Here is a 19,395-nt window from a genome sequence, read left to right as displayed (position 1 = left end):
GCTTATTCGGCAAGACTTTGCACGTGGCGCGGCAGTAACGCTTGTGCCCAATCTTGGGAGATACGGCTATGGCAGGCAAGGTGATCGGTATCGATCTGGGCACGACAAATTCCTGCGTCGCAGTGATGGAAGGGGGGCAGGCCAAAATCATCGAGAACGCAGAGGGCGGTCGTACCACCCCATCCGTCGTCGCGTTTACCAAGGATGGGGAGATTCTCGTCGGCCAGCCGGCAAAGCGCCAGGCGGTGACCAACCCCGAAAATACGATCTTTGCCGTTAAGCGTCTGATCGGCCGCCGGTACGATGATCCGATGGTGGAAAAGGACAAGAAGCTTGTCCCCTACAAGATCGTAAAAGGCGATAACGGCGATGCCTGGGTCGAGGTAGCGGGAAAGAAACATAGCCCCAGCCAGATCAGTTCCCACATCCTGGTGAAAATGAAGGAAACGGCAGAAGCCTATCTAGGCGGGAAGGTGAGTCAGGCTGTGATAACAGTACCCGCCTATTTCAACGACAGCCAGCGCCAGGCGACGAAGGATGCGGGAAAGATTGCCGGACTCGATGTGCTGCGCATCATCAATGAGCCGACCGCGGCCGCTTTGGCCTACGGGTTGGACAAGAAGGACGGCAGCAAGATCGCAGTCTACGATCTCGGGGGCGGCACATTTGATATCTCTTTGCTCGACATCGGCGATGGTGTGTTCGAAGTGAGGGCCACCAATGGCGATACGTTTCTCGGTGGCGAGGATTTCGACAAACGTATCGTCGACTGGCTGGCGGAGGAATTTCAGAAGGACCAGGGTATCGATCTGCGCAAGGACCGGCTGGCACTCCAGCGGCTGCGCGAGGCAGCAGAAAAAGCCAAAATAGAACTCTCTTCCGCCCTGGAGACGACCGTCAGCCTGCCCTTCATCACCGCCGACCAAAACGGCCCCAAGCATCTTGAAATCAAGCTTCGGCGGGCGAAACTGGAGGATCTAGTCGATGACCTCATTCGGCGCACTGAACAACCCTGCAAGGCGGCGATGAAGGATGCCAAATTAAAGCCGGCCGACATCAACGAAGCGGTTCTCGTCGGTGGCATGACGCGCATGCCCAAGGTGCAGGAAGTCGTTTCAGAAATCTTCGCCAAGGAGCCGAACAAGAGCGTCAACCCGGACGAGGTGGTTGCAATAGGCGCGGCAATCCAGGCAGGCGTGCTGCAGGGCGATGTCAAGGACGTACTGTTGCTCGACGTCACGCCGCTGTCACTTGGAATCGAAACGCTGGGCGGCGTGTTCACACGGCTGATCGAACGCAACACCACCATACCGGCAAAGAAGAGCCAGGTCTTCTCAACGGCGGAAGATAACCAGAACGCGGTCACGATCCGCGTCTTCCAGGGCGAGCGTGAGATGGCGGCCGATAACAAGCTGCTCGGCCAGTTCGATCTCGTCGGGATCCCGCCCGCGCCACGTGGAACGCCGCAGATCGAGGTCACCTTCGACATCGACGCCAATGGTATCGTTAATGTGACGGCAAAGGACAAGGCCACCGGCAAGGAGCAGCAGGTCAAGATCCAGGCCTCCGGCGGATTGTCGCAGGCCGATATCGACCGAATGGTGAAGGAGGCCGAGGCAAATGCGGAGGCCGACAAGAAGCGGCGTGCTTTGGTCGAAGCGCGCAATCAGGCAGACGCGCAGATCGGGACCAGCCAGAAAGCGCTGGACGAAGCGAAGGACAAGGCTCCATCCGCGGACAGGGCACCCGTTGAGAAGGCAATCGACGAGCTGAAGTCGGCAATAGCTGGGGAATCGGTTGAAGAGATCGAGGCGAAGAGCAAGGCCTTGCAGATCGCATCGGTGAATTTCGGAGCCAAAGTGCATGAGGCTTCGAGCACCTCGCCCTCCGGGTCCGGGGACCCGTCGGGCACCACATCAGGCGATGATGTCGTCGATGCCGATTTCGAGGAAGTCGACAACAAGGACGGGCAGCGCCATGGCTGACACGGACCATAAACAAAAGCCCAGGCCAAAACCTGCAGAATCTGGACCCGTTGTCGATACCCCGGCCTCGGAAACCGTGGCTGACCAGGGTTCATCCGCGGTGCTCCAGGCGGAACTCGCCGAGACAAAGGATAAGCTGCTGCGCGCCCTGGCCGAGCAGCAGAACATCCGTCAGCAAATGCAGCGCCAGCGCGAGGAGGCGGTGAAGTTTGCCGCCTCGCAACTGACGGGAGACCTGCTTGATACGCTCGACAATCTGCGGCGCGCGATCGAAAGTGCGCCGCGAGAGGATTCGGACCGCGACGCGATCGATCCAGTGCTGAAGGGCGTGGAGGCCACCGAAGCCAACCTGCTGACGACGCTCTCACGCCATGGATTGCAACGCATCGATCCGCTCGGCTCGGCTTTCGACCCGCACGTTCATCACGCCATTCGCCAGCATTCCGACACGACAGCCGCGGAAGGCACCATCGTCGAGGTGCTTCAGCCAGGCTACATGCTTCACGGTCGGGTGCTTCGTCCTGCGATGGTCGGTGTTGCCGTAAATGGCCAGCAAAGATAGCGGGACGGCTACAACTTGAATCGGTTGGCATCCAGGCCATCCCCGTTGAACCCTGGAGGAGGCGGTCGGCTTTCCGCTTTCCATATTGTTTCAACGGAGTGCGCGCGATCTAAGCATGGTGAGCTTCCTCAGCTCTTGTGCGTCAGTCACGACGTGGCGCCGGATGCCTAGTGGCTGGGTCTCCAGCGCCTCGATGAGATTATTGCACGCGAAGCGGAGACTATGGAGCTGATCAAGCAGATCCAGCACCACATCGATACCCTCGTCGTTGATACCCATTTCATTTGTCAGATCGGCTATCAGCTCGGCTCGTGCGACGTCCACATCCTTAAACATTGTTTTTCCGTCGATTGTGAACGGCGATATCCAGCTCCGGTCGATGAAGACCCCCAGCCGTGCCATATCGATTTGAAGAAGGAGCGCAAATTCCCGATCGTCCATGATCTACACTCCCATCCCTTGCCTGGGATTGTATCTCTTGCCGACCGACCAGCCGGCCACGAAGGTCTTTAGTTCGGTGTCCGGTCTTTCCGGGAGCACGATTTTCAGCGTGGCGTAGACGTCGCCCCGGGTACCGCTTCTCCGAGGCACACCCTTTCCCTTCATACGCAGCGTCCTGCCGCTTGACGAGTTCTCGGGCACGATCGCTAGCACCGGGCCGGCCGGCGTCGGCACCTTGACCTTGCCGCCGAGCACCGCCTCATTGAGCGTGATCGGGAGGTCGAGGCGGATGTCATCACCCTCGCGGCGGAAGAAAGGATGTGGACGAATGTGGAGCTCGATCAGCGCGTCACCCGCCTCCGCGCCCCCTTCGCCAGCACCGCCCTTGCCGCGCAGCCTGAGAGTCTGACCGTCGCGCGCGCCAGGCGGAATACGGATTTCGAGCGTCTGTCCGTCGGATAGCGTCACCTGGCGTGTGCCGCCATTAATTGCATCGAGAAAGTCGACCTCCATAGTGTACCGGGCGTCCGCGCCGGACATGCGGAAACCCGAACGCCCGCGGCGGGAGAAAAATTCGGAAAATATGTCGTCGCCACCAAAGTCCGCGAATCCTGCGCCGTTCTCGTGAGTACTGCCGCGGGCGCCGGCATCTGCGAAGTCGCGGTAGTATCGACGTTCGGGCTTCTCAGCGCCCGTCGAATCGATCTCGCCGCTATCGAAACGGCGGCGTTTGTCTTCATCGCGCAGAATCTCGTAGGCTGCGGACAGATCTTTGAAGTCCTGTTCAGCCTGCTTGTTTCCAGGGTTGAGATCAGGATGCAGCTTCTTTGCCCTGCGGCGATAGACCCGCTGGATGTCGTTCTGCGACGCGTCGCGCTTGACGCCAAGGATCTCGTAGGGATCGCGGTCGCTCATTGCCATCGATGCAGACCTGTCCTTCGTGAATGCTCCCTCGGCGGGAGGAAGACCGCTGATGAACTAAGCCAAAACGACAAAAGCAGTTACACGGATTTTTCCAACTTTAAACTGACGGTCATCAATGTCACCTCGGCGGCACGGATGCACCTTGTGGAGACATCGAAGCTTCATCCGACATAAAAAGGGAGATCGGCATGCTGCACAATATCGAGAACACGGGAAGATGGTTAGACCCGCTGCGCCAGATGCGGTCCGCACAAACTGACATGAGCCGTCTGTTTGACAATCTCCGGCTGGCGGCGGCTCCTGAGTTCCCCTTGATGAACATCTGGGCCGGGGCTGACGGAGCGGTGATCACGGCCGAGATACCTGGCGTGATACCAGAAGAACTGGATATCTCCGTCCATCAGAACACGGTTACTCTGCGTGGCAGGCGACCCGCCGAGCCGCTCGCAGACGCAGTTGTCCACCGCCAGGAACGCACCACCGGCGCGTTCGCCCGAAACCTCGTCCTGCCATTCCGCGTCGACGGCGACCGTGCGACGGCGAAGTTCAAGCAAGGTGTGCTCCGCCTGGATCTGCCCCGCCCGGATGCGGACAGGCCGCACAAGATAACAGTCAACCGCTCCTGAGGAGAACGCCGCAATGGCCGACCAGCAAACCAACGGGACAGTGCCCGCCGAAGCCACCCGGACAGAGCCTGTCTTCACCCCGCCGACCGACATAGTTGAGGACCCGAAAGGCGTCCGGTTGTTGCTCGACATGCCGGGCGCGGATCCAGACAGCCTCGACGTCACACTTGACCAACGTGTCTTGCGGGTCTCAGCGCGATCAGTCTCCAGTGCGCCTGAAGGTTATGCGCTGGTACATGCCGAGTATCGCGATGGAAACTATGAACGCAGCTTCACGGTCTCCGAGCCTATCGAGACAACGAAAATCGAGGCCGTGTTTCGGGACGGCGTGCTTAAACTTACACTGCCGAAAGCGGCGCCTTCGCCAGCCGCCAAGATCAGCGTCAAGGCAGGATGAGGGAGGTTTTCGCAATGAGAATCACAGATCTCGTTCCAAGGAGGGGCGCCGGCCGCGACGTAACCGCCCGCTCTGCTCCCCCAGATCCCGTGCGCGGGCTTCAACTGGATGTCGACCGCGCTTTCGAAAACTTCTGGCGAATGATGCCGTTTCCGTTTTCTGCGATGGAGCGTCTGCCACAAGTGGACGATGTTCGTGTGGATGTCAGCGACAATAGCAAGGAGATCACGGTGACGGCAGAGTTGCCGGGCATGAGCGACGCGGATATCGATGTGTCTATCACCGACGGTCTGCTGACGATCCGTGGCGAGAAGAAATCCGACCATAAAGCCGAGGCAAACGGCGTCCTTGTCAGAGAGAGAGCGTATGGCGCGATGGAGCGTACCGTGCCTCTTCCCGACGGAATCGACCCCGATGCGGCTACGGCCACGTTCAAAAATGGTGTGTTAACGCTCGTAATTCCAAAGTCACGGGAAGTGCAAGCAGACACAAAGCGCATTCCTGTTCAGGCGGGTTAAGCCGTCCTCCCCTCGCAACCCGCCATATTGTCCGCAACCGTCCTCGGTTGCGGACTTTTTAGTTCTGTACCGCCTTTACTCTGGGTCGCCCAACCAAAACTGACGGCCGTCAGGTCGGAGGCCGTACAAGTGAGCTAGCTTCCCGATGCTGCTGAAGCAAGGCCGCTTTTACAGCGCAGCTTAAACAACTAACGCAGAGGATCGCGAGATGACAACAGATAGCGACATCAAACGTGATGTGGAAAGCGAGCTTAAATGGGATCCGGATATCGACGCTTCCGATATCGGAGTGGCAGTGAAAAACGGGGTCGTCACCCTCAGCGGCTTTGTGCGCAGCTTCACCCAGAAATATGAGGCCGAGAAAGCGACAAAGCGGGTCAAGGGTGTTCTCGGTGTCGCCAACGACATCGAGGTTCGGCTGCCGTCGCTCCACGAGAAACCCGATCCGGAGATCGCGCGCGCTGCCGTGGAGGCACTCAAGTTCGAGCTTCCCTACTCCCACGAAAACTTCAAGGTCGTCGTCAAGGACGGTTGGGTAACCCTCGAAGGCAGTGCCGAGTGGGAATATCAACGCAACCGCGCTGAAGCGGCCGTGCGAAAGGTCAAGGGTGTCAAGGGTATCTCGAACCTGGTGACGCTAAAGCCGCGCGTCACGCCAACGGAAGTCAAGTCCCAGATCGAGGCGGCGCTGAAGCGAATGGTCGAGGTCGATGCGAACCGCGTGACAGTGACCGCCAGCGGCGGCGAGGTGACCCTGACAGGCACCGTGCGCTCCTGGGCTGAACGGCAGGAGGCGGAGCGTGCGGCCTGGCGGGCGCCCGGCGTCACCAAGGTTGACAACCGCATAACCATCTCACCGTAACCGATCAACGTTCAATACCAGCCGGGCTTTCTAGCTGCCCGGCTGATATCCCTCGATAGAGGAGCTTGCAGCTTGAGCCGCACACGGGACCCCGAACCGCATCTGCCGGAGACCATGGATCCAGACCAGATTGCGCTGGCAAGCATGGATTGTTTCCCGGGAGTGATCCCCTCGTGGATTCCCATGCGTCTCGGCCGCCCGCAGACAGCAGCAAGACAAGATTCCACCGAAATGGCTGAAACCCCGAAGGATCACCCTCGCGCCGCCGCCTCGGATCATGGGTGGTGCCATCGCCATGTCGTCGACAGCCATCGCCCTGAAGCAACTCGCTGAGCAGGGTGAAATCACCAGCCGGCACGGGCGGCTCGCGCTCGGAATATTGCTTTTCCAAGACCTGGCAATACTCCCGCTGCTCATCCTGGCCGACGCGTGGTCCCAGAGCGACACCATCGCCTTGACGGCAATTCTGAAACAGATGGTGGTTGCCACCACGGCTCTTCTCGCTGCAGCCGTCATGCCGGCCGCGACGCCCATCTCGCGGGAAAGGTCGCCGAGGCATTGATGGTGCGCGCGGGGGAATTGCTTCGCACGCCGCCTCAGATCGAGAAGATTGATGTGCTCGCAGCCAAGCTGCCGTGAAGCGGCGCGGACGACCATGTCACTTCCAGAGGTGATCGCTGGCACAAATATGCGGACTCAAGTCCCGGCATATCCGCCGGCCGCATATCATGCGCATGCGGCACTCCGAAAACGCGCCGGTGTTTGCCTTGAGAAGGGCAGTGCAACCGCTTGCCACCGTCATGGGTGGCGGGCTGCCTTGGGGAACTGGTCACCGCGATCCTATGCAGAAATCGTAAAAAACTGACGGTCGTCACGGCCGGCGCGGCGCGGCGATCATATCCTTCTTACGTGGCGTCTCGAATTCGACAAACGCTTCCCGGACGCGAACGGAGCGCACAATGACGAGCATCCCATCAACCGATAGCCGCAAGATCAACGAGATGAACGACGTGCTTGCAAAGAATTGGTGGGTCGTCGCATTGCGAGGCGCCCTAGCCATCCTCTTCGGTATTGCTGCATTTGCGATGCCTTTGGTAACGATGCTCTCGCTTGTGGTGGTTTTCGCTGCATTCAGTTTCATCGACGGCGTCTTCGGGGTTGTCATGTCAGTGCGCGGTGCGCGCAAGGGCGAGCGCTGGGTCTGGTTGCTTTTCAGCAGCATCCTCGGCATCGTCACCGGCGCGGTTGCGTTCCTGTGGCCCGGCATTACGGTTCTTGCCTTCGTCATCCTGGTAGCGGCATGGGCCCTGGTATCGGGCACGTTTATGCTGGTCTCGGCCTTTCGGCTGAAGATCGACCACGGCCGCCTCTGGCTGGTCATCGGCGGCATCGCAAGCCTCGTTCTCGGCATACTCCTCGCCATCTCGCCCTTCATCGGGGCGTTGGTGCTGACTTTCTGGATCGGCGCGCATGCCCTCATACTGGGCGCCACGCTGCTCGTCCTGGCTTACAAGCTGCGGTCCCGCAGCACTGGCCTGCCGGGCACTCTTGCCACGTCCGCCACGGCTTGATCGATGAGAGGAGAAAAGGCATGTCTTCTATTCTTACTGCGGGAACGAAAGCACCCGGTTTCACGCTACGCGTGACGCCCGACCAGACCCTTTCCCTGTCCGAGTTTGCGGGCCGGCGCGTAATCCTGGCCTTTTATCCGGCGGACTGGAGCCCGGTCTGCGGCGACCAGATGACGCTCTACAACCACGTCCTCTCCGAATTCCGCAAGAAAGGCGCTGAACTCGTCGGGATCTCGGTGGATGGCGCATGGTGCCATCAGGCTTTCGCCCGGGAGCGGAACCTGCATTTCCCATTGCTTTCGGATGCCCATCCCAAGGGAGAAGTTTCGCGCGCTTACGGCGCCTATCGCGACGATGTCGGCGAGAGCGCCCGCGCACTCTTCCTCATTGATGAGTACGGCACGATTGCATGGAGCCACCTGTCCCCGGTCGCCGTCAATCCCGGGGCAGACGGCATTCTCAACGCCCTCGACCAAATGCCAAACCTGGAGCAGAAAAATGTCGACGCTTAAAGTTCCTGTCAATTCGCGTGACCACAGTCGTGGCGGAGCGAACGCAGCCGTCACGCTCGTGGAATATGGCGACTATCAGTGTCCCTATTGTGCCATCGCCAATCCAATCGTCCGATCCCTGGAAAACCGGTATGGCCAGTCACTGTGTGTCGTCTTTCGGCATTTCCCGCTCGTCGAGATCCATCCACTCGCAGCGCCGGCAGCGGAGGCGGCTGAATATGCCGGAGATCAGGGCCGGTTCTGGGAAATGCACGATGCGATCTATTCGAACCAGCATCGGCTGAGCACGCAACTCTTTTTCGCCATTGCCGGCACCTTGCAGTTGTCTCAGATGGGACTTCGGGATTCGCTTACCCGCTCGCTGCATGCCGACAAGATTCAGGCTGATTTCATTGGCGGCGTCCGCAGCGGCGTCAACGGAACGCCGACGTTCTTCGTCAATGGCGTGCGGCATCAGGGCGGTTTCTCGGCACCGGAGCTCGCCGCTTCAATCCAAACCGCGATGGACGTCCTGGCTCCGGTGCGATGAGGCCTCGATCTCGAAGATATTGACGGGCGTCAAGGTATCACGGCTGCTTCGTCCAGATCTTATCCAACCCACGAAGCTGAAGGAATGGGATCAGACCTAGTCCGCCACTACACTTCAAACCCGGAGGATTCGAGATGCACTATAACAGCGCTTCAAAGACATATCGCAATGCCCACCTCGCATTGGCAATCGGCATGGATATTGTGTTGACGACCACCATTTTCCTGCCGTCGTCAATGCCGGCAGTCGCGCAAAACGTCGTTATCGTCGACGTGGATGTGAAAGAAGTAGCCAAGGGCTACCGCGCTACCAAACTCGTGGGTGCCAAAGTAAAGAACGGTACTGGCGAGACAATCGGATCAATCGATGACCTCATCGTCGATCGCGAGAAGGTTCTCTTCGCAATTCTCCAGGTAGGTGGCTTTCTCGGCATCGGCGGTTTCCTTGTCGCTATCCCTTACAATTCACTGCAGGTCAACGCGGACGGCTCGAAGATTGTGCTCGCCCAGGGGAGTAAGGAGGAGCTGCAGAAACTTCCGGAGTTCAAATACGAAGGAAAGTAACTGGCGCGCCTCCCGCGATGAGGAACGGAGACTTCGCCTCGCGCGATCAAGCCTCAAACCCATATTCCGTCGCGGAACAAGCCGGGACCGGTCTCCTAGCTCATGAGCGCTGTCAAGCCTTTGTTTCATAGCAAATATTCCGGCAATGTGCCGGGCGCAGAGCGATGTGCAAAGTAGGAGGCGGAACTGAGACGACGGCTGAGCAAGCTCTCATGCGCGGATTGGTTACCGCATGACCGTGGTTTCGTCCTGGGTCTGCCTCGTTACCTGGAGGAAAGCGAGTGAAACACCGACCGCCATCGCGTTAAGACTGGTTCCAATCGCTGTCGCGACGAAGACCAGGAGGACATGCCAGTCCGCCAATGGATCAGTTGTTCTTGCCCTATAGCGCAGCTTATCAGCGCTGACAGCTTCGTGTCAGTACCGAGACTAAGCCGTTACAAGCTGTGTCGGCAGATCCCACGGGTTCACAAGAGTAACTCCCATACCTTCGAAATCTTTGATATTGCGCGTGACTAGCGTCATCCGATGGATGAAGGCAGTCGCCGCGATATAGGCGTCATTGATCGGTTTGGGACTGGGCACATGCCATTGGGCTGCCTGCACTGCCGCGGCCTCGTCCAAGGGCAGGATGCGATTGGAAAACGCAGTTAGAACAGTATTTTCCAGCCAGTTTCGTAACACTTTCCCGGCGGCTGCATCATTATGCTCCGCCAGCCGAACACCAATCTCCAGTTCGTGCAGGACAACAGATGAAATGAAGGCCTCGGCCGGATCGATGGTTTCGTTCCAAACCACGACATTCGGATCAGCCTTGCCGCTCGCGACCTTGCGCAGTTCGGACACCACGTTGGTATCGAGCAAAAACATCAGGAGAGATCAACCGGCTGGGCGCGTTCTGCGCGCTCGGGGAGCATCAGGTCAACGTCTTCGGCCCCCGAAGCTGCCAACATATCGCCAAGCGTCCGCATTTTACCTGTAAGTCGCTTGTACTCATCGAACGACAGCAGAACGTGAGCAGGCCGTCCCCTGTCGGTGATTATCACAGGCCCATTCCTGGTGGCGCGCTTTGCACGGCCAAGATCCTGATTGAGCTCCCGGCCCGAAAGAGTGGTGATGGTCACGACAAACCTCATATATGTGGTTACGTAACCACATATAGTATCTAGGGACAGGAAATGCAAGCCGAGCCGCCTTGGTGGGACGCTGCAGAAAAGTCGTAAAGTGTCAGAGGCGAGGCATGTTTCGACCTCGCGCAAAGCTGATCTGCAGACGCTCGACTGCCCATCCGATGCCATTGGTCTCATAACAAAGCCCAAACCATACCGGCACGCGGCAAAATTCGAGTTCGGTATGACTGCAGGGCGCCCTAGCAGATCTCGCAAATCTCATCAGCGAGGCGCTTCGTCAGGCTCGGCGGCCCGGATGCCGGCCGCCTCATCCTACTTAGGACGCTCATCGCAGGCACCGGTGGATATTGCCGGCATTAAGCTTGCGAGCCAGCGTCGACTTGCAGACAGGTACCTAAATTGTAGTGGAGGAGAAGAAGGCGAGCCGCGGCTTCATGGTCAGACGACACGACTTTCATCGCCTTCGGCTCTAGGTACGATAGCGTCGGCTGCCATTCACGCTCTTTCCGACGATTTCCCGAATGATCGGCAAAATTTCTCTTGCTGCTTCCTTAGCCGGCGCGGGCCGTAGCTGCGACATTGCTCACAAGCTTCGTGATGTCGTGATCGATGTGCTTCTCGGACCAACGTTTGCCGCTGGCGACGGTGATATAAACCGAATAGGCGTGGTGCATGGTACCGGGGTGTTCGCCGATGATGTGAAGGACCCCTCGCAAGCTGTTGGGGTCTGCTTTTTCGAAAAGCAACTCACCGATTCGGTAGCCGGCCCGCACCCTTCCGCCGGTGACGAGGATGTTGCTGTCGCTCGTCGGCACGTCGGCCTCTGCAAGCAGTCTACGCATCACCTCCAGATAGGGGCAAGGTGTAAGTCGTCCATGATGGCCTTGGCGTTGAGGCCGTCCGAGATAACAATCTGGCCCTTGGGCAGGTTGCCCCAAGAATCCCTTATCCTTTCAATGTTTGCAATGGCTTCCGGATTCAGCTTTTCGCCTGAATCCGGATGGATGCTCGTAGAGATCCCTTATTTTCGTGTTTGTCAGCACGACCTAGTTGGGTCCGTTAGGCGAGCTGTCCGTCATCGCCGGATCGGACTGTTCCAAAACGTGTTAGCGTCTTTGCGGTAGGTCACTATCTCAATCGTGCCCTAGCGCTTATTGCGGATGATAGCCCGGATTTCTGCCGCCGCGCCTCCAGAGAGATAGCCGTTCGTCCGCATCTGGCCCCTAGGACAGTGCCAACCTCAATCGACAGACATTGCGGTGAGTCAATGATGGAGTCTCGACAATCTGGCTGAATGCACGTCAAGGAGGACACCAGCATGAGAATAGAGACCAGACGCGAACCGGCTCAACGAGAAGAGGCAGAGGCGGTATCGCAAGTTCGCCGTGGAGACACAATGCCGCGGTGGCTCTCCGGCTTCATCTGGAAAATGGGACGGGGTCATCAGACCCTCTTGGTACTTCTGTCAGTCCTACTATTTGCCATAGGCATCTTCCCGCTCGAAATTCAGCGACGAATTGTTAACGGTGCGACGCAAGGGGTAAGCCTGAACACGATCCTCGTTCTCGTGGCTGCCTATCTTGCGCTCGTCTTGGCTGAAGGCGGTATCAAACTGGTATTGAACGTATACCGAGGCTGGATTGGAGAGGTCGCGGTCCGGTGGCTTCGCATGACAGTCATCGACGCGAGAGAATACAACTCTCAAGATCTTACGACCTTGGCGGAAGGCGTCGAAATGTCGATAGTACTCGCCGAGGCCGAACCGGTCGGCGGGTTTGTCGGAACCAGCATGTCCGAGCCAATACTGCAGGCAGGCATACTTCTGGCGGTTGGCAGCTACATGATCTACCTGCAGCCGCTACTCGCTCTTGCCGTCATTGCGGTGTTCATACCGCAGGCCGTCCTCGTTCCCATTCTGCAGGGGCTCATCAACCAGCGCGTAAAGACTAAAATCACCGTCATGCGGCACCTCAGCGAGGAAATGGTTGATCATGCTTCGCCAAAGTCGCCAAAACACCAGGCCGCCCGAGTCCAGCGCCTATTCTCAACGAACATGAGTATTTACAGACTGAAGTACGCGCTGAACTTTCTGATGAATTTGATGTTTCAGCTTGGATATGCAGGAATTTTCGCGCTCGGAGGCTACTATGTCATAACTGGGAAGGTAGAAATCGGCACGGTAGTTGCGTTTATAGCTGGCCTCAACAAGGTGTCAGACCCGTGGGGTGCGCTGGTCGATTGGTACCGGGATCTGCGTGTTACGCAGGTGAAGTACGAGCTTATTCGGGATGCTAGCACGGCGAACAATAGCCATTTTCCGCCCGTAGGCTAGGCTCTGGTGACAAAGTTTTGTCCCGTCTCCCTGCGGACGCTTTGCCGAAACTCCTGCCGCTGGCCTTTGACCGCTCGTGGAGTGGCAAGATTGCCCGAAATCCTGCCGCTCCGCGTTGTGTTGATATCTCCGCTAATCTTAGACAAGCCGACCTTCATTTTGCGGTGAAACGTCGGTTGTGCCCTCGTAGTTAGAGGTATCGTTTTCGATCACCAATCGTCCCCGGAGTTGGTCGATAGCCCGTTGGAAAACGGCTGGATCGTCCATTGCCCGAGAAAGAATAATTGCTCCTTGGATAGCGAGAACTGCCTCTTCCGCGAGGAGGCGCGATTGATCGGCTTCACGGCCCTGCCGAATAAGCGCTGACTGCAATGCGTCCACCCAAGCTACGAAATAACCTCGGATAGCTTGCGCGAAGAGGTCACGCGTATTGGCCACTGCCAAGGCACCGACGAGGCACACGCGCCTGCCGGACCGAAAATATTGGTCCGTCGAGGCGAGCATGGCACGGATGGCACCATTAACATCGCTCTCGTTACGCAACGGGGAATATACGGCATCCTCGAACCATTGGCCGATTTCGCCGAGAACAGCCCGCACCATCTCTTCCTTTCCGTTCGGGAAGAAGTGGTAGAGGCTGCCCTTACCGAGACCGGTAGCCTTGCCGATCAAGGCAAGGCTTGCGCCTTCGTAGCCATGTTCGCGGAAAACTTCGGCCAACGGGGCTATGGCGTCGGCTCTTTCAGCGACCATGCGGGCCATGATTAGAGGCCCAGATCGCTGAGGCTGGCGTGATCATCCGGCCGACGGCCAAGAGGCCAGTGGAACAGACGATCGCTTTCAGCAATCGGCATTTCATTGATGCTCGCGTGTCTGTGCGCCATCAGGCCGTCCTCTGCGAATTCCCAGTTCTCGTTACCATATGCGCGGTACCAGCGGCCGCCATCGTCGCGATATTCATACGCGTAGCGTACCGCGATGCGGTTACCGGTGAAAGCCCATAGCTCCTTTATGAGGCGGTATTCGTGCTCCTTGTTCCACTTGCGTGTCAGAAATGCCTGAGCTTCTTCGCGATTGCTCGCGAACTCGACGCGGTTCCGCCAGCGGGTGTCGAGCGTATAGGCCAGAGCGACTTTCGCCGCGTCTCTAGTGTTCCAGCCGTCTTCGGCCAACCGAACCTTTTCGATGGCGCTTTCGCGGGTGAAGGGGGGGAGTGGGGGACGTGACATCTTTAGTTCCTTGTTGAATTGATGGGATTGTACCGTGCGGTAATCTGTTTACCGATCGGTACATTCTCGTATGAACATGTGGTTGTCAAGTGGCATTTCCGTCTGGCTGTTTGAGATCGATTTGGAGCGGCACGTGGTAGACTCGTTAGCGGCCGCTACCGACTAGGCCGGAGCGTTCTCACTCTGGCGCGATCGCGAGGGAGGCCGTACGCGACAGCGTATTGTCTTGAAGACGGAGTTAATCTGGCCCAGGTCCTGTTACCCAAGCTGATTCCCAAATTAGCGGAAGCGCGATTCAAAACTGCCTTTTAGAAGGCGGTTTTTACGACAAAAATCCACGCCCGTGCAGACGGTCAAGGACGCCATCTCGGCTTCATCCTGACGGGTGGCGAGGCTTCGGATTACAACGCCGTTCATGATCTGCTGGCGATACCGGTCGGCAAGCCGAAGCTCTTCCTTGCCGATAAAGGCTATGACGGCGATTTCCTGCGTGAAGAACTCCTGATCCATGGGATCAGGTCGGTCATTCCGCCAAAGGCCAACCGCAAGAACCCGCTTGCCTGCGACTACCGGGCCTACAAGGACCGAAACCGTATTGAGCGGATGTTCAATCGCCTCGGATGGCCGTGAACATCCGAAAACAAGTTTCATTGTATTTACTTTCACAAGGCTTCCCTTTCCGTGGTCTGGTCTCACGACAGTGGCGGCGGCAACGTGAAATTTCGCTGGTTCACATACAGATGTCCTCAGGGACGGTTCATCAAAATTAGAATGCCCCCGACTGGGATGCCTGGCCCGGCGGTACGCGCAGCCTGGTTCTCCAAATCTCGCTGGCATTTTAGCGGATCCTATTTGCTGCTTGAGGGGCGAAATTCGAACCAATCAACAGCATCTTGCTCGCCTCGGAGGCGTAATCCCCGGCGACACGCACGAAATCGCCAGCACCGTCCAATGCGTCGTTGTACTCCAAGCTCCGAACGAGATCACCCAGGATCTCTGCGTCCTTCTGGCGGCGTCTTACGAAAAAATCGAGGACGCTATCTGAAATTGCAAAGCCGAATCCATCAGATTGAGTTGAAAGTCGACGCTCGCCTCCAGTATCTTTTCGCGTTCGGCGATAGCCGGCACCTTCCTTGTTCAATTGCCCTTCGGTGCCTTCATCGGTATACGAGTACCGGGATACGGGAATGACTTAAGACTTTCGTCGTGACACTTCCAAGAATCAGGCCAGCGACGCCTCCACGACCATGGGATCCCAATGCGATGAGATCGCAGCCATTGGTGATGGCGGCCTGAATGATGCCTTCGTGAATCTCTTCTTTTCGGAGCTTCACGGTATAGCTTGCAACGCCCTGATGGCGTGCGCGCAATTCGACCTCGGCCAGGAATTGCACCGCTTGTTGATCCGAAAGCCGATCATAATCCTCCTGACTGGCCGTCAGCTTGTCGCTGTCGGTTGTGAATATCCGGAAGGGTTCGAGCACATGAGCGAAGACGACCGAGGCGTTGGCATCCCTGGCAAAAGCCACGGCGTTCTCCGCGGCCGCGACCGCAAGTTTGGACCCATCGGTTGGAATGAGAATCTTGGCAAACATGGTCTATTTCCTCCTAGCGGCATTCTAAGGCACGACGCCCGTCTTTCTTTGATTCTTGTCAATATTCCTTGTCTGAGTTTCTGCCGGGGCTACTACGCATCCGCTCACCTTTAAGGAGGTCAATGCGAGCCAATTTGTCGTCGTGAAAAAGAGCCCTTTAGAATGCAGGGGGCGGAGCCGAGATGAGAACCGAGAAGTCCCCAGCCCATCGGATATGGCCTCGCCACATTGGCGCGCCTGGGTATTCGATCCAAATTCGGCTAGCGTCATGCATCTTCGTTTCAGCGATGTCATCAGATAGCAACCGCGATAAAGGTTCACCGGCCGGGGGTTGCCGAAATGGACGTCGAAGGGCATCGGCAAGTCGAAACTCATTCCTAGTCGCGTCGATGCGCACGCCCCGAGTTGTTTGAAACGGCTGCCGCCGAGACCTCTGCTGGTATGGACAAGAACGGGCTCATCGGGGCGCTATCTGGGGTCGTCGCGAGCCAGTGCAGGGAACGATTGGCGTGTCGCACGCCGGTCGGGTAGCGTTGGCTCTAAGCGGCGATGGAGCCTCCGGGTAAAGCGCCTGGATGCCAGATATTCGGGGATGTATGAACGGATCTGCTTGTCGGCATTCCCGCCGCGGGGCGTTGCTATTCGCAAGCCTGTCGATGGCGCCTTCCTGGCCAAGAAGTTCTGCCGGACGGGCGTGAACGACATGACGGCCGACACCAACTTGCTGCTTGATCGCGAGACGATCATGCTTGAGTTTCTATGTGCACGAGAAAGGAAAACTGGCGGTCTTTGACCGCGTCAAACATGGAGGCGACCATTGGTAAGTACGAAGGGAGGATCGGACGACCTGCTTTTGAAACCCGAACGATCTGCCGCACATGCAATCATCGGCTGGTTCGCCGGCGCGCTGATATTTGGCGGCGTAATCGGGCTCGTGCTGCACTTTTCCGATATCGCCGAACTGGTGTCGGTATTGAAAGCAACGCGTCCGCCTTGGATCACCGCGGCGATATCGTGTCAGCTTTGCGCTTATGCTTGCGCCGCCGCTGTCTGGCAGATGGTTACGAGGCGCGCGGGTTTTCGGCTTCGACTTTCAGATCTTCTGAGACTAGCCGTCATGGAACTCTTCGCCAATCAGGCGATACCCACTGGCGGCCTGAGCGGAAGTCTGCTGGTTGCCCGCGGCCTTGTACGGCGACAGATCCCATCCTCCGTCGCCGTAACCGCCTTGCTGGTCGCCGCCCTTTCCTATTACCCCGCCTACTGCCTGATGGCAGCACTTGCGTTCGTCCTTCTGTGGTCAACCGGCGATCTCAACGACGCATGGGCATGGCTGTCAATCCTGTTCGCAGGGATCGTCACCCTGATCACCGTCTGCCTCGTAGCAGTCATTGTTACTAAGGGTCGCTGGATTCCAAGGTCTTTCCGCCGGAGGGCGCTGATGGCGCCCATTGCAAAGGCGCTTGCTGAGGTTCGGACCGACATGATCAGCGATCCGAAAGTGTGGCGCTGACTATAATCTTTCAACTCGCGATTTTCGTTCTGGATGCGACCACGCTATGGTTCGCTGTGCTATCTCTCGGGACGAGCATCGGCCCCTCTCCAGCGTTTATCGCCTTCGTTCTCGCGTCAGTCGTTGCGACCGTCTCACCGATACCGCTGGGCCTGGGTTCATTCGAAGGAGGTTGCGTCGCAGTCCTCCACTTGCTTGGTGTGCGCATAGAAGTCGCTCTTGCAGCCACACTGATTTTCCGAGGAATATCGTTTTGGATGCCCATGCTTCCTGGAATGTGGCTGACCCACCGGGAGACGCGAGCCGATCTTGGCCCAAGTCAATACCCGGATCACGAGGTTTTTTGATTTTGTTGGTCCTCTTCCCTTTTCGGCCCGTACTTTGATTGAGGATCAGGGGCAGATTGATCTCGGTCAAGGAAGCAGTGTCCTGCATCTGTATGCTCTCGTCAAAACCAGAGGTGGAACATGCAGGAACCGAAATTATCCTTCCATGGCGCGGCCGGCTCGGTGACCGGCTCCTGCTTCCTCCTCGACGTCGCGGATTCCAAAGTTCTGATTGACTGCGGCATGTTCCAGGGCTCCAAAAGCGAGAAGGAACTAAACTACCGGCCCTTCCCTTTTGACCCGACGGAAATCGACGCCGTTCTCCTAACCCACGCCCACATCGATCATACCGGTCTGCTTCCCAAGCTCGCAAAGGAGGGATTCGGCGGGCCTGTCTATGCTACCCGGCCAACCATGGAACTGTGTGGTGTCATGCTGCAGGACTCCGGACATATCCAGGAATCCGAAGTCAAGCAGCTAAACCGCCGCAATCGCAGGCGGTCACGGGAGCCGGTCGAGCCGATCTACACAGCTGACGACGCCCGCATGGTGATGGCGCAATTCATATCTGTCCCCTATCAGCAGTGGCAAGAAGTAGCGGGCTCGATCAAGTTCCGCTTCTGGAACGCTGGGCACCTGCTCGGATCGGCCTCGATCGAGATGGAAGTCGCCGTAGTCGACGGTTCACGGCGGCTCCTCTTTTCGGGCGATATCGGTACCCGCTACAAAATGCTGGAAGGGTTACCTCAGGCCCCCGTGGGCACGGACTATCTCATCTGCGAGAGTACATATGGGGACCGCGAGCGCGAGGATTACACGCAGGACGATCGCCGCGGGCGGCTGAAAGAGATCGTAGCCAAGGCAAACAAACCAAATGGCGTGCTTCTTATCCCCTCTTTCGCCGTGGAACGCACGCAGGAAGTGCTGACGGATCTTGTCGCGCTGATGGACGACGGAACTATTCCTCGTTCGCCAGTCATGATTGACTCGCCATTGGCGTCCAGAGCGACCGAGGTATTCAAGGCCCAGGCAGGTGAGTTAGCGAACGCTGGCACGTTCATACGCGCCCTCAACGCACCCAATGTCAGGTTCACCGAGTCGGCAGAGCAGTCAAAGGCACTTGATCTCGTTCGCGGTTTCCACATCATCATCGCGGCGAGCGGTATGTGCGAAGCGGGACGCATCCGCCACCGGCTGCGCAACTGGCTCTGGCGGCAAGAGTGCACTGTTCTCCTGGTGGGCTTCCAGGCAGCTGGAACTCTGGGTCGAGTCCTGCAGGAGGGTGCTCGTATGGTTCGAATCCAAGGAGACGAGATCCTCGTAAAGGCAAAAATCATAACATTAGACGCCTACAGTGGTCATGCCGATGCGACTGAACTCGACGAATGGGTATCTGCCCGGGCGCCGATTGCAAAAGGTATATTTCTCGTTCATGGCGAACCTGCAGCGCGTACCGCTCTGACACGTCTCTTGGCGCGGACGCAAAAAGTTCCCGTGATAGAGCCACGGCTCGACGACACATTTTACCTGACCCGAGAGGGTGCATGCATGGCCGAAGATCATACACACGCCAGACTAACACCCGAGCAGCTAGGGCGGCCGGATTGGCATAACGACTTCCAGAGCCTGGTCCTCGATCTGTCCCAGCGTCTTAACTTGGCCGCAGACCAGAAAGGCCGGGCTATAATCCTTCGAAAGATCAGGCGTGCCCTTGAACCAGACGACGAGATCGCCAAGGCAAAAACAGAATGACATCTGTCAATTGACGGGAACTTCCAAT

The 19,395-nt window shown here is 57.8% G+C and carries 26 protein-coding genes and 2 pseudogenes; 18 read left to right on the top strand and 10 right to left on the bottom strand.

Annotated features, from left to right (window positions below):
- The first annotated feature begins 68 nt into the window (after positions 1-68).
- Both dnaK and FHX16_RS25605 read left to right on the top strand, forming a co-directional pair.
- A complete protein-coding gene (gene dnaK / locus FHX16_RS25610; protein WP_259131065.1) occupies positions 69-1,985 on the top strand; it encodes a molecular chaperone DnaK in 1,917 nt (638 codons plus the stop codon).
- A complete protein-coding gene (locus tag FHX16_RS25605; protein WP_183865000.1) occupies positions 1,978-2,547 on the top strand; it encodes a nucleotide exchange factor GrpE in 570 nt (189 codons plus the stop codon). The genes dnaK and FHX16_RS25605 overlap by 8 nt, the downstream gene beginning before the upstream one ends.
- Positions 2,548-2,637: 90 nt before the next feature.
- On the opposite strand, the gene FHX16_RS25600 is transcribed toward FHX16_RS25605, so the two are convergent.
- Together FHX16_RS25600 and FHX16_RS25595 are read right to left on the bottom strand one after the other, a co-directional pair.
- Positions 2,638-2,988: a chaperone modulator CbpM gene (locus FHX16_RS25600; protein WP_183864999.1), complete on the bottom strand. Its 351-nt coding sequence runs from the start codon at positions 2,986-2,988 to the stop codon at positions 2,638-2,640.
- A 3-nt stretch (positions 2,989-2,991) separates the two neighbouring features.
- On the bottom strand, positions 2,992-3,909 hold the full coding sequence (locus FHX16_RS25595; RefSeq protein ID WP_259131062.1) for a J domain-containing protein: 918 nt from the start codon (positions 3,907-3,909) through the stop codon (positions 2,992-2,994).
- Positions 3,910-4,100: 191 nt separating this feature from the next.
- Between FHX16_RS25595 and FHX16_RS25590 the strand changes: the two genes are divergently transcribed.
- The 10 genes and pseudogenes from FHX16_RS25590 (at position 4,101) to FHX16_RS25545 (ending at position 9,490) form a co-directional block, all read left to right on the top strand.
- Positions 4,101-4,538: an Hsp20/alpha crystallin family protein gene (locus tag FHX16_RS25590; protein WP_183758831.1), complete on the top strand. Its 438-nt coding sequence runs from the start codon at positions 4,101-4,103 to the stop codon at positions 4,536-4,538.
- A gap of 13 nt (positions 4,539-4,551) precedes the next feature.
- Positions 4,552-4,935, top strand: coding sequence for an Hsp20/alpha crystallin family protein (locus FHX16_RS25585; protein ID WP_183758829.1), 384 nt, complete (start codon positions 4,552-4,554; stop codon positions 4,933-4,935).
- A 14-nt stretch (positions 4,936-4,949) separates the two neighbouring features.
- Positions 4,950-5,453, top strand: a complete 504-nt coding sequence (locus FHX16_RS25580; RefSeq protein ID WP_183864997.1) for an Hsp20/alpha crystallin family protein — start codon at positions 4,950-4,952, stop codon at positions 5,451-5,453.
- A 208-nt stretch (positions 5,454-5,661) separates the two neighbouring features.
- Positions 5,662-6,315 (top strand): BON domain-containing protein, encoded by a 654-nt coding sequence (locus tag FHX16_RS25575; protein ID WP_183759223.1) that lies wholly within the window; start codon positions 5,662-5,664, stop codon positions 6,313-6,315.
- 277 nt (positions 6,316-6,592) lie between these two features.
- Positions 6,593-6,877, top strand: a complete 285-nt coding sequence (locus FHX16_RS25570; protein WP_310503151.1) for a cation:proton antiporter — start codon at positions 6,593-6,595, stop codon at positions 6,875-6,877.
- A pseudogene (locus tag FHX16_RS25565) lies at positions 6,832-6,954 on the top strand (antibiotic biosynthesis monooxygenase); the annotation flags it as partial. The gene FHX16_RS25570 and the pseudogene FHX16_RS25565, both read left to right, overlap by 46 nt.
- A 320-nt stretch (positions 6,955-7,274) precedes the next feature.
- Positions 7,275-7,886 carry an HdeD family acid-resistance protein gene (locus FHX16_RS25560; RefSeq protein ID WP_183759221.1) on the top strand — a complete coding sequence of 204 codons (612 nt, stop codon included), beginning with the start codon at positions 7,275-7,277 and terminating at the stop codon, positions 7,884-7,886.
- A gap of 20 nt (positions 7,887-7,906) precedes the next feature.
- Positions 7,907-8,398, top strand: coding sequence for a redoxin domain-containing protein (locus tag FHX16_RS25555; protein WP_259131054.1), 492 nt, complete (start codon positions 7,907-7,909; stop codon positions 8,396-8,398).
- Positions 8,385-8,927 carry a DsbA family protein gene (locus FHX16_RS25550; protein ID WP_183759219.1) on the top strand — a complete coding sequence of 181 codons (543 nt, stop codon included), beginning with the start codon at positions 8,385-8,387 and terminating at the stop codon, positions 8,925-8,927. Before FHX16_RS25555 ends, FHX16_RS25550 begins: the two co-directional genes overlap by 14 nt.
- Before the next feature lie 134 nt (positions 8,928-9,061).
- The gene (locus FHX16_RS25545) at positions 9,062-9,490 is read left to right on the top strand and encodes a PRC-barrel domain-containing protein (RefSeq protein ID WP_183759218.1); all 429 of its coding nucleotides are present in this window, start codon (positions 9,062-9,064) and stop codon (positions 9,488-9,490) included.
- A 225-nt stretch (positions 9,491-9,715) separates the two neighbouring features.
- Here the strand turns inward: FHX16_RS25545 and FHX16_RS25540 are convergent, their stop codons facing one another.
- From FHX16_RS25540 to FHX16_RS25525, 4 genes and pseudogenes are all read right to left on the bottom strand, one after another.
- Positions 9,716-9,853, bottom strand: a complete 138-nt coding sequence (locus FHX16_RS25540; protein WP_246720248.1) for a manganese efflux pump — start codon at positions 9,851-9,853, stop codon at positions 9,716-9,718.
- A gap of 66 nt (positions 9,854-9,919) precedes the next feature.
- A complete protein-coding gene (locus FHX16_RS25535; protein ID WP_259131051.1) occupies positions 9,920-10,360 on the bottom strand; it encodes a type II toxin-antitoxin system VapC family toxin in 441 nt (146 codons plus the stop codon).
- Positions 10,360-10,614, bottom strand: coding sequence for a type II toxin-antitoxin system Phd/YefM family antitoxin (locus FHX16_RS25530; RefSeq protein WP_183759216.1), 255 nt, complete (start codon positions 10,612-10,614; stop codon positions 10,360-10,362). Before FHX16_RS25530 ends, FHX16_RS25535 begins: the two co-directional genes overlap by 1 nt.
- Positions 10,615-11,089: 475 nt before the next feature.
- Positions 11,090-11,623 (bottom strand): annotated as a pseudogene (locus tag FHX16_RS25525) (ethanolamine ammonia-lyase light chain EutC); the annotation flags it as partial.
- Between the two features lie 393 nt (positions 11,624-12,016).
- On the opposite strand from FHX16_RS25525, the gene FHX16_RS25520 reads away from it, so the two are divergent.
- Positions 12,017-12,952, top strand: coding sequence for an ABC transporter ATP-binding protein (locus FHX16_RS25520; RefSeq protein ID WP_183865008.1), 936 nt, complete (start codon positions 12,017-12,019; stop codon positions 12,950-12,952).
- Positions 12,953-13,090: 138 nt separating this feature from the next.
- Here the strand turns inward: FHX16_RS25520 and FHX16_RS25515 are convergent, their stop codons facing one another.
- Entirely contained in the window at positions 13,091-13,714 is a 624-nt protein-coding gene (locus tag FHX16_RS25515; RefSeq protein ID WP_058321992.1) for a TetR/AcrR family transcriptional regulator, read from the bottom strand.
- Positions 13,715-13,716: 2 nt separating this feature from the next.
- A complete protein-coding gene (locus tag FHX16_RS25510) occupies positions 13,717-14,181 on the bottom strand; it encodes a DUF1348 family protein (protein WP_058321991.1) in 465 nt (154 codons plus the stop codon).
- A gap of 333 nt (positions 14,182-14,514) precedes the next feature.
- Here FHX16_RS25510 and FHX16_RS25505 point away from each other — a divergent pair, with 333 nt between their 5' ends.
- Positions 14,515-14,811 (top strand): transposase, encoded by a 297-nt coding sequence (locus FHX16_RS25505; protein ID WP_310503153.1) that lies wholly within the window; start codon positions 14,515-14,517, stop codon positions 14,809-14,811.
- 208 nt (positions 14,812-15,019) lie between these two features.
- On the opposite strand, the gene FHX16_RS25500 is transcribed toward FHX16_RS25505, so the two are convergent.
- A complete protein-coding gene (locus FHX16_RS25500; RefSeq protein WP_259131044.1) occupies positions 15,020-15,322 on the bottom strand; it encodes a hypothetical protein in 303 nt (100 codons plus the stop codon).
- A 16-nt stretch (positions 15,323-15,338) separates the two neighbouring features.
- Complete coding sequence (locus FHX16_RS25495) at positions 15,339-15,776, bottom strand: universal stress protein (RefSeq protein ID WP_183864990.1); 438 nt, start codon at positions 15,774-15,776, stop codon at positions 15,339-15,341.
- Between the two features lie 592 nt (positions 15,777-16,368).
- Between FHX16_RS25495 and FHX16_RS25490 the strand changes: the two genes are divergently transcribed.
- The 4 genes from FHX16_RS25490 to FHX16_RS25480 all read left to right on the top strand — a co-directional run bounded on the left by FHX16_RS25490 (position 16,369) and on the right by FHX16_RS25480 (position 19,367).
- Positions 16,369-16,569, top strand: coding sequence for a hypothetical protein (locus FHX16_RS25490; RefSeq protein WP_183864989.1), 201 nt, complete (start codon positions 16,369-16,371; stop codon positions 16,567-16,569).
- A gap of 24 nt (positions 16,570-16,593) precedes the next feature.
- Complete coding sequence (locus FHX16_RS31500) at positions 16,594-17,289, top strand: lysylphosphatidylglycerol synthase domain-containing protein (RefSeq protein WP_183864988.1); 696 nt, start codon at positions 16,594-16,596, stop codon at positions 17,287-17,289.
- Positions 17,280-17,636: a lysylphosphatidylglycerol synthase transmembrane domain-containing protein gene (locus tag FHX16_RS31660; RefSeq protein ID WP_183864987.1), complete on the top strand. Its 357-nt coding sequence runs from the start codon at positions 17,280-17,282 to the stop codon at positions 17,634-17,636. The genes FHX16_RS31500 and FHX16_RS31660 overlap by 10 nt, the downstream gene beginning before the upstream one ends.
- Positions 17,637-17,756: 120 nt before the next feature.
- On the top strand, positions 17,757-19,367 hold the full coding sequence (locus FHX16_RS25480) for an MBL fold metallo-hydrolase (protein WP_183864986.1): 1,611 nt from the start codon (positions 17,757-17,759) through the stop codon (positions 19,365-19,367).
- Positions 19,368-19,395 lie beyond the last annotated feature (28 nt).

This window comes from Rhizobium sp. BK661, from assembly GCF_024808825.1.
In the GTDB taxonomy this organism is placed as follows: domain Bacteria; phylum Pseudomonadota; class Alphaproteobacteria; order Rhizobiales; family Rhizobiaceae; genus Rhizobium.
This window is presented reverse-complemented; position numbering and strand designations above follow the sequence as displayed.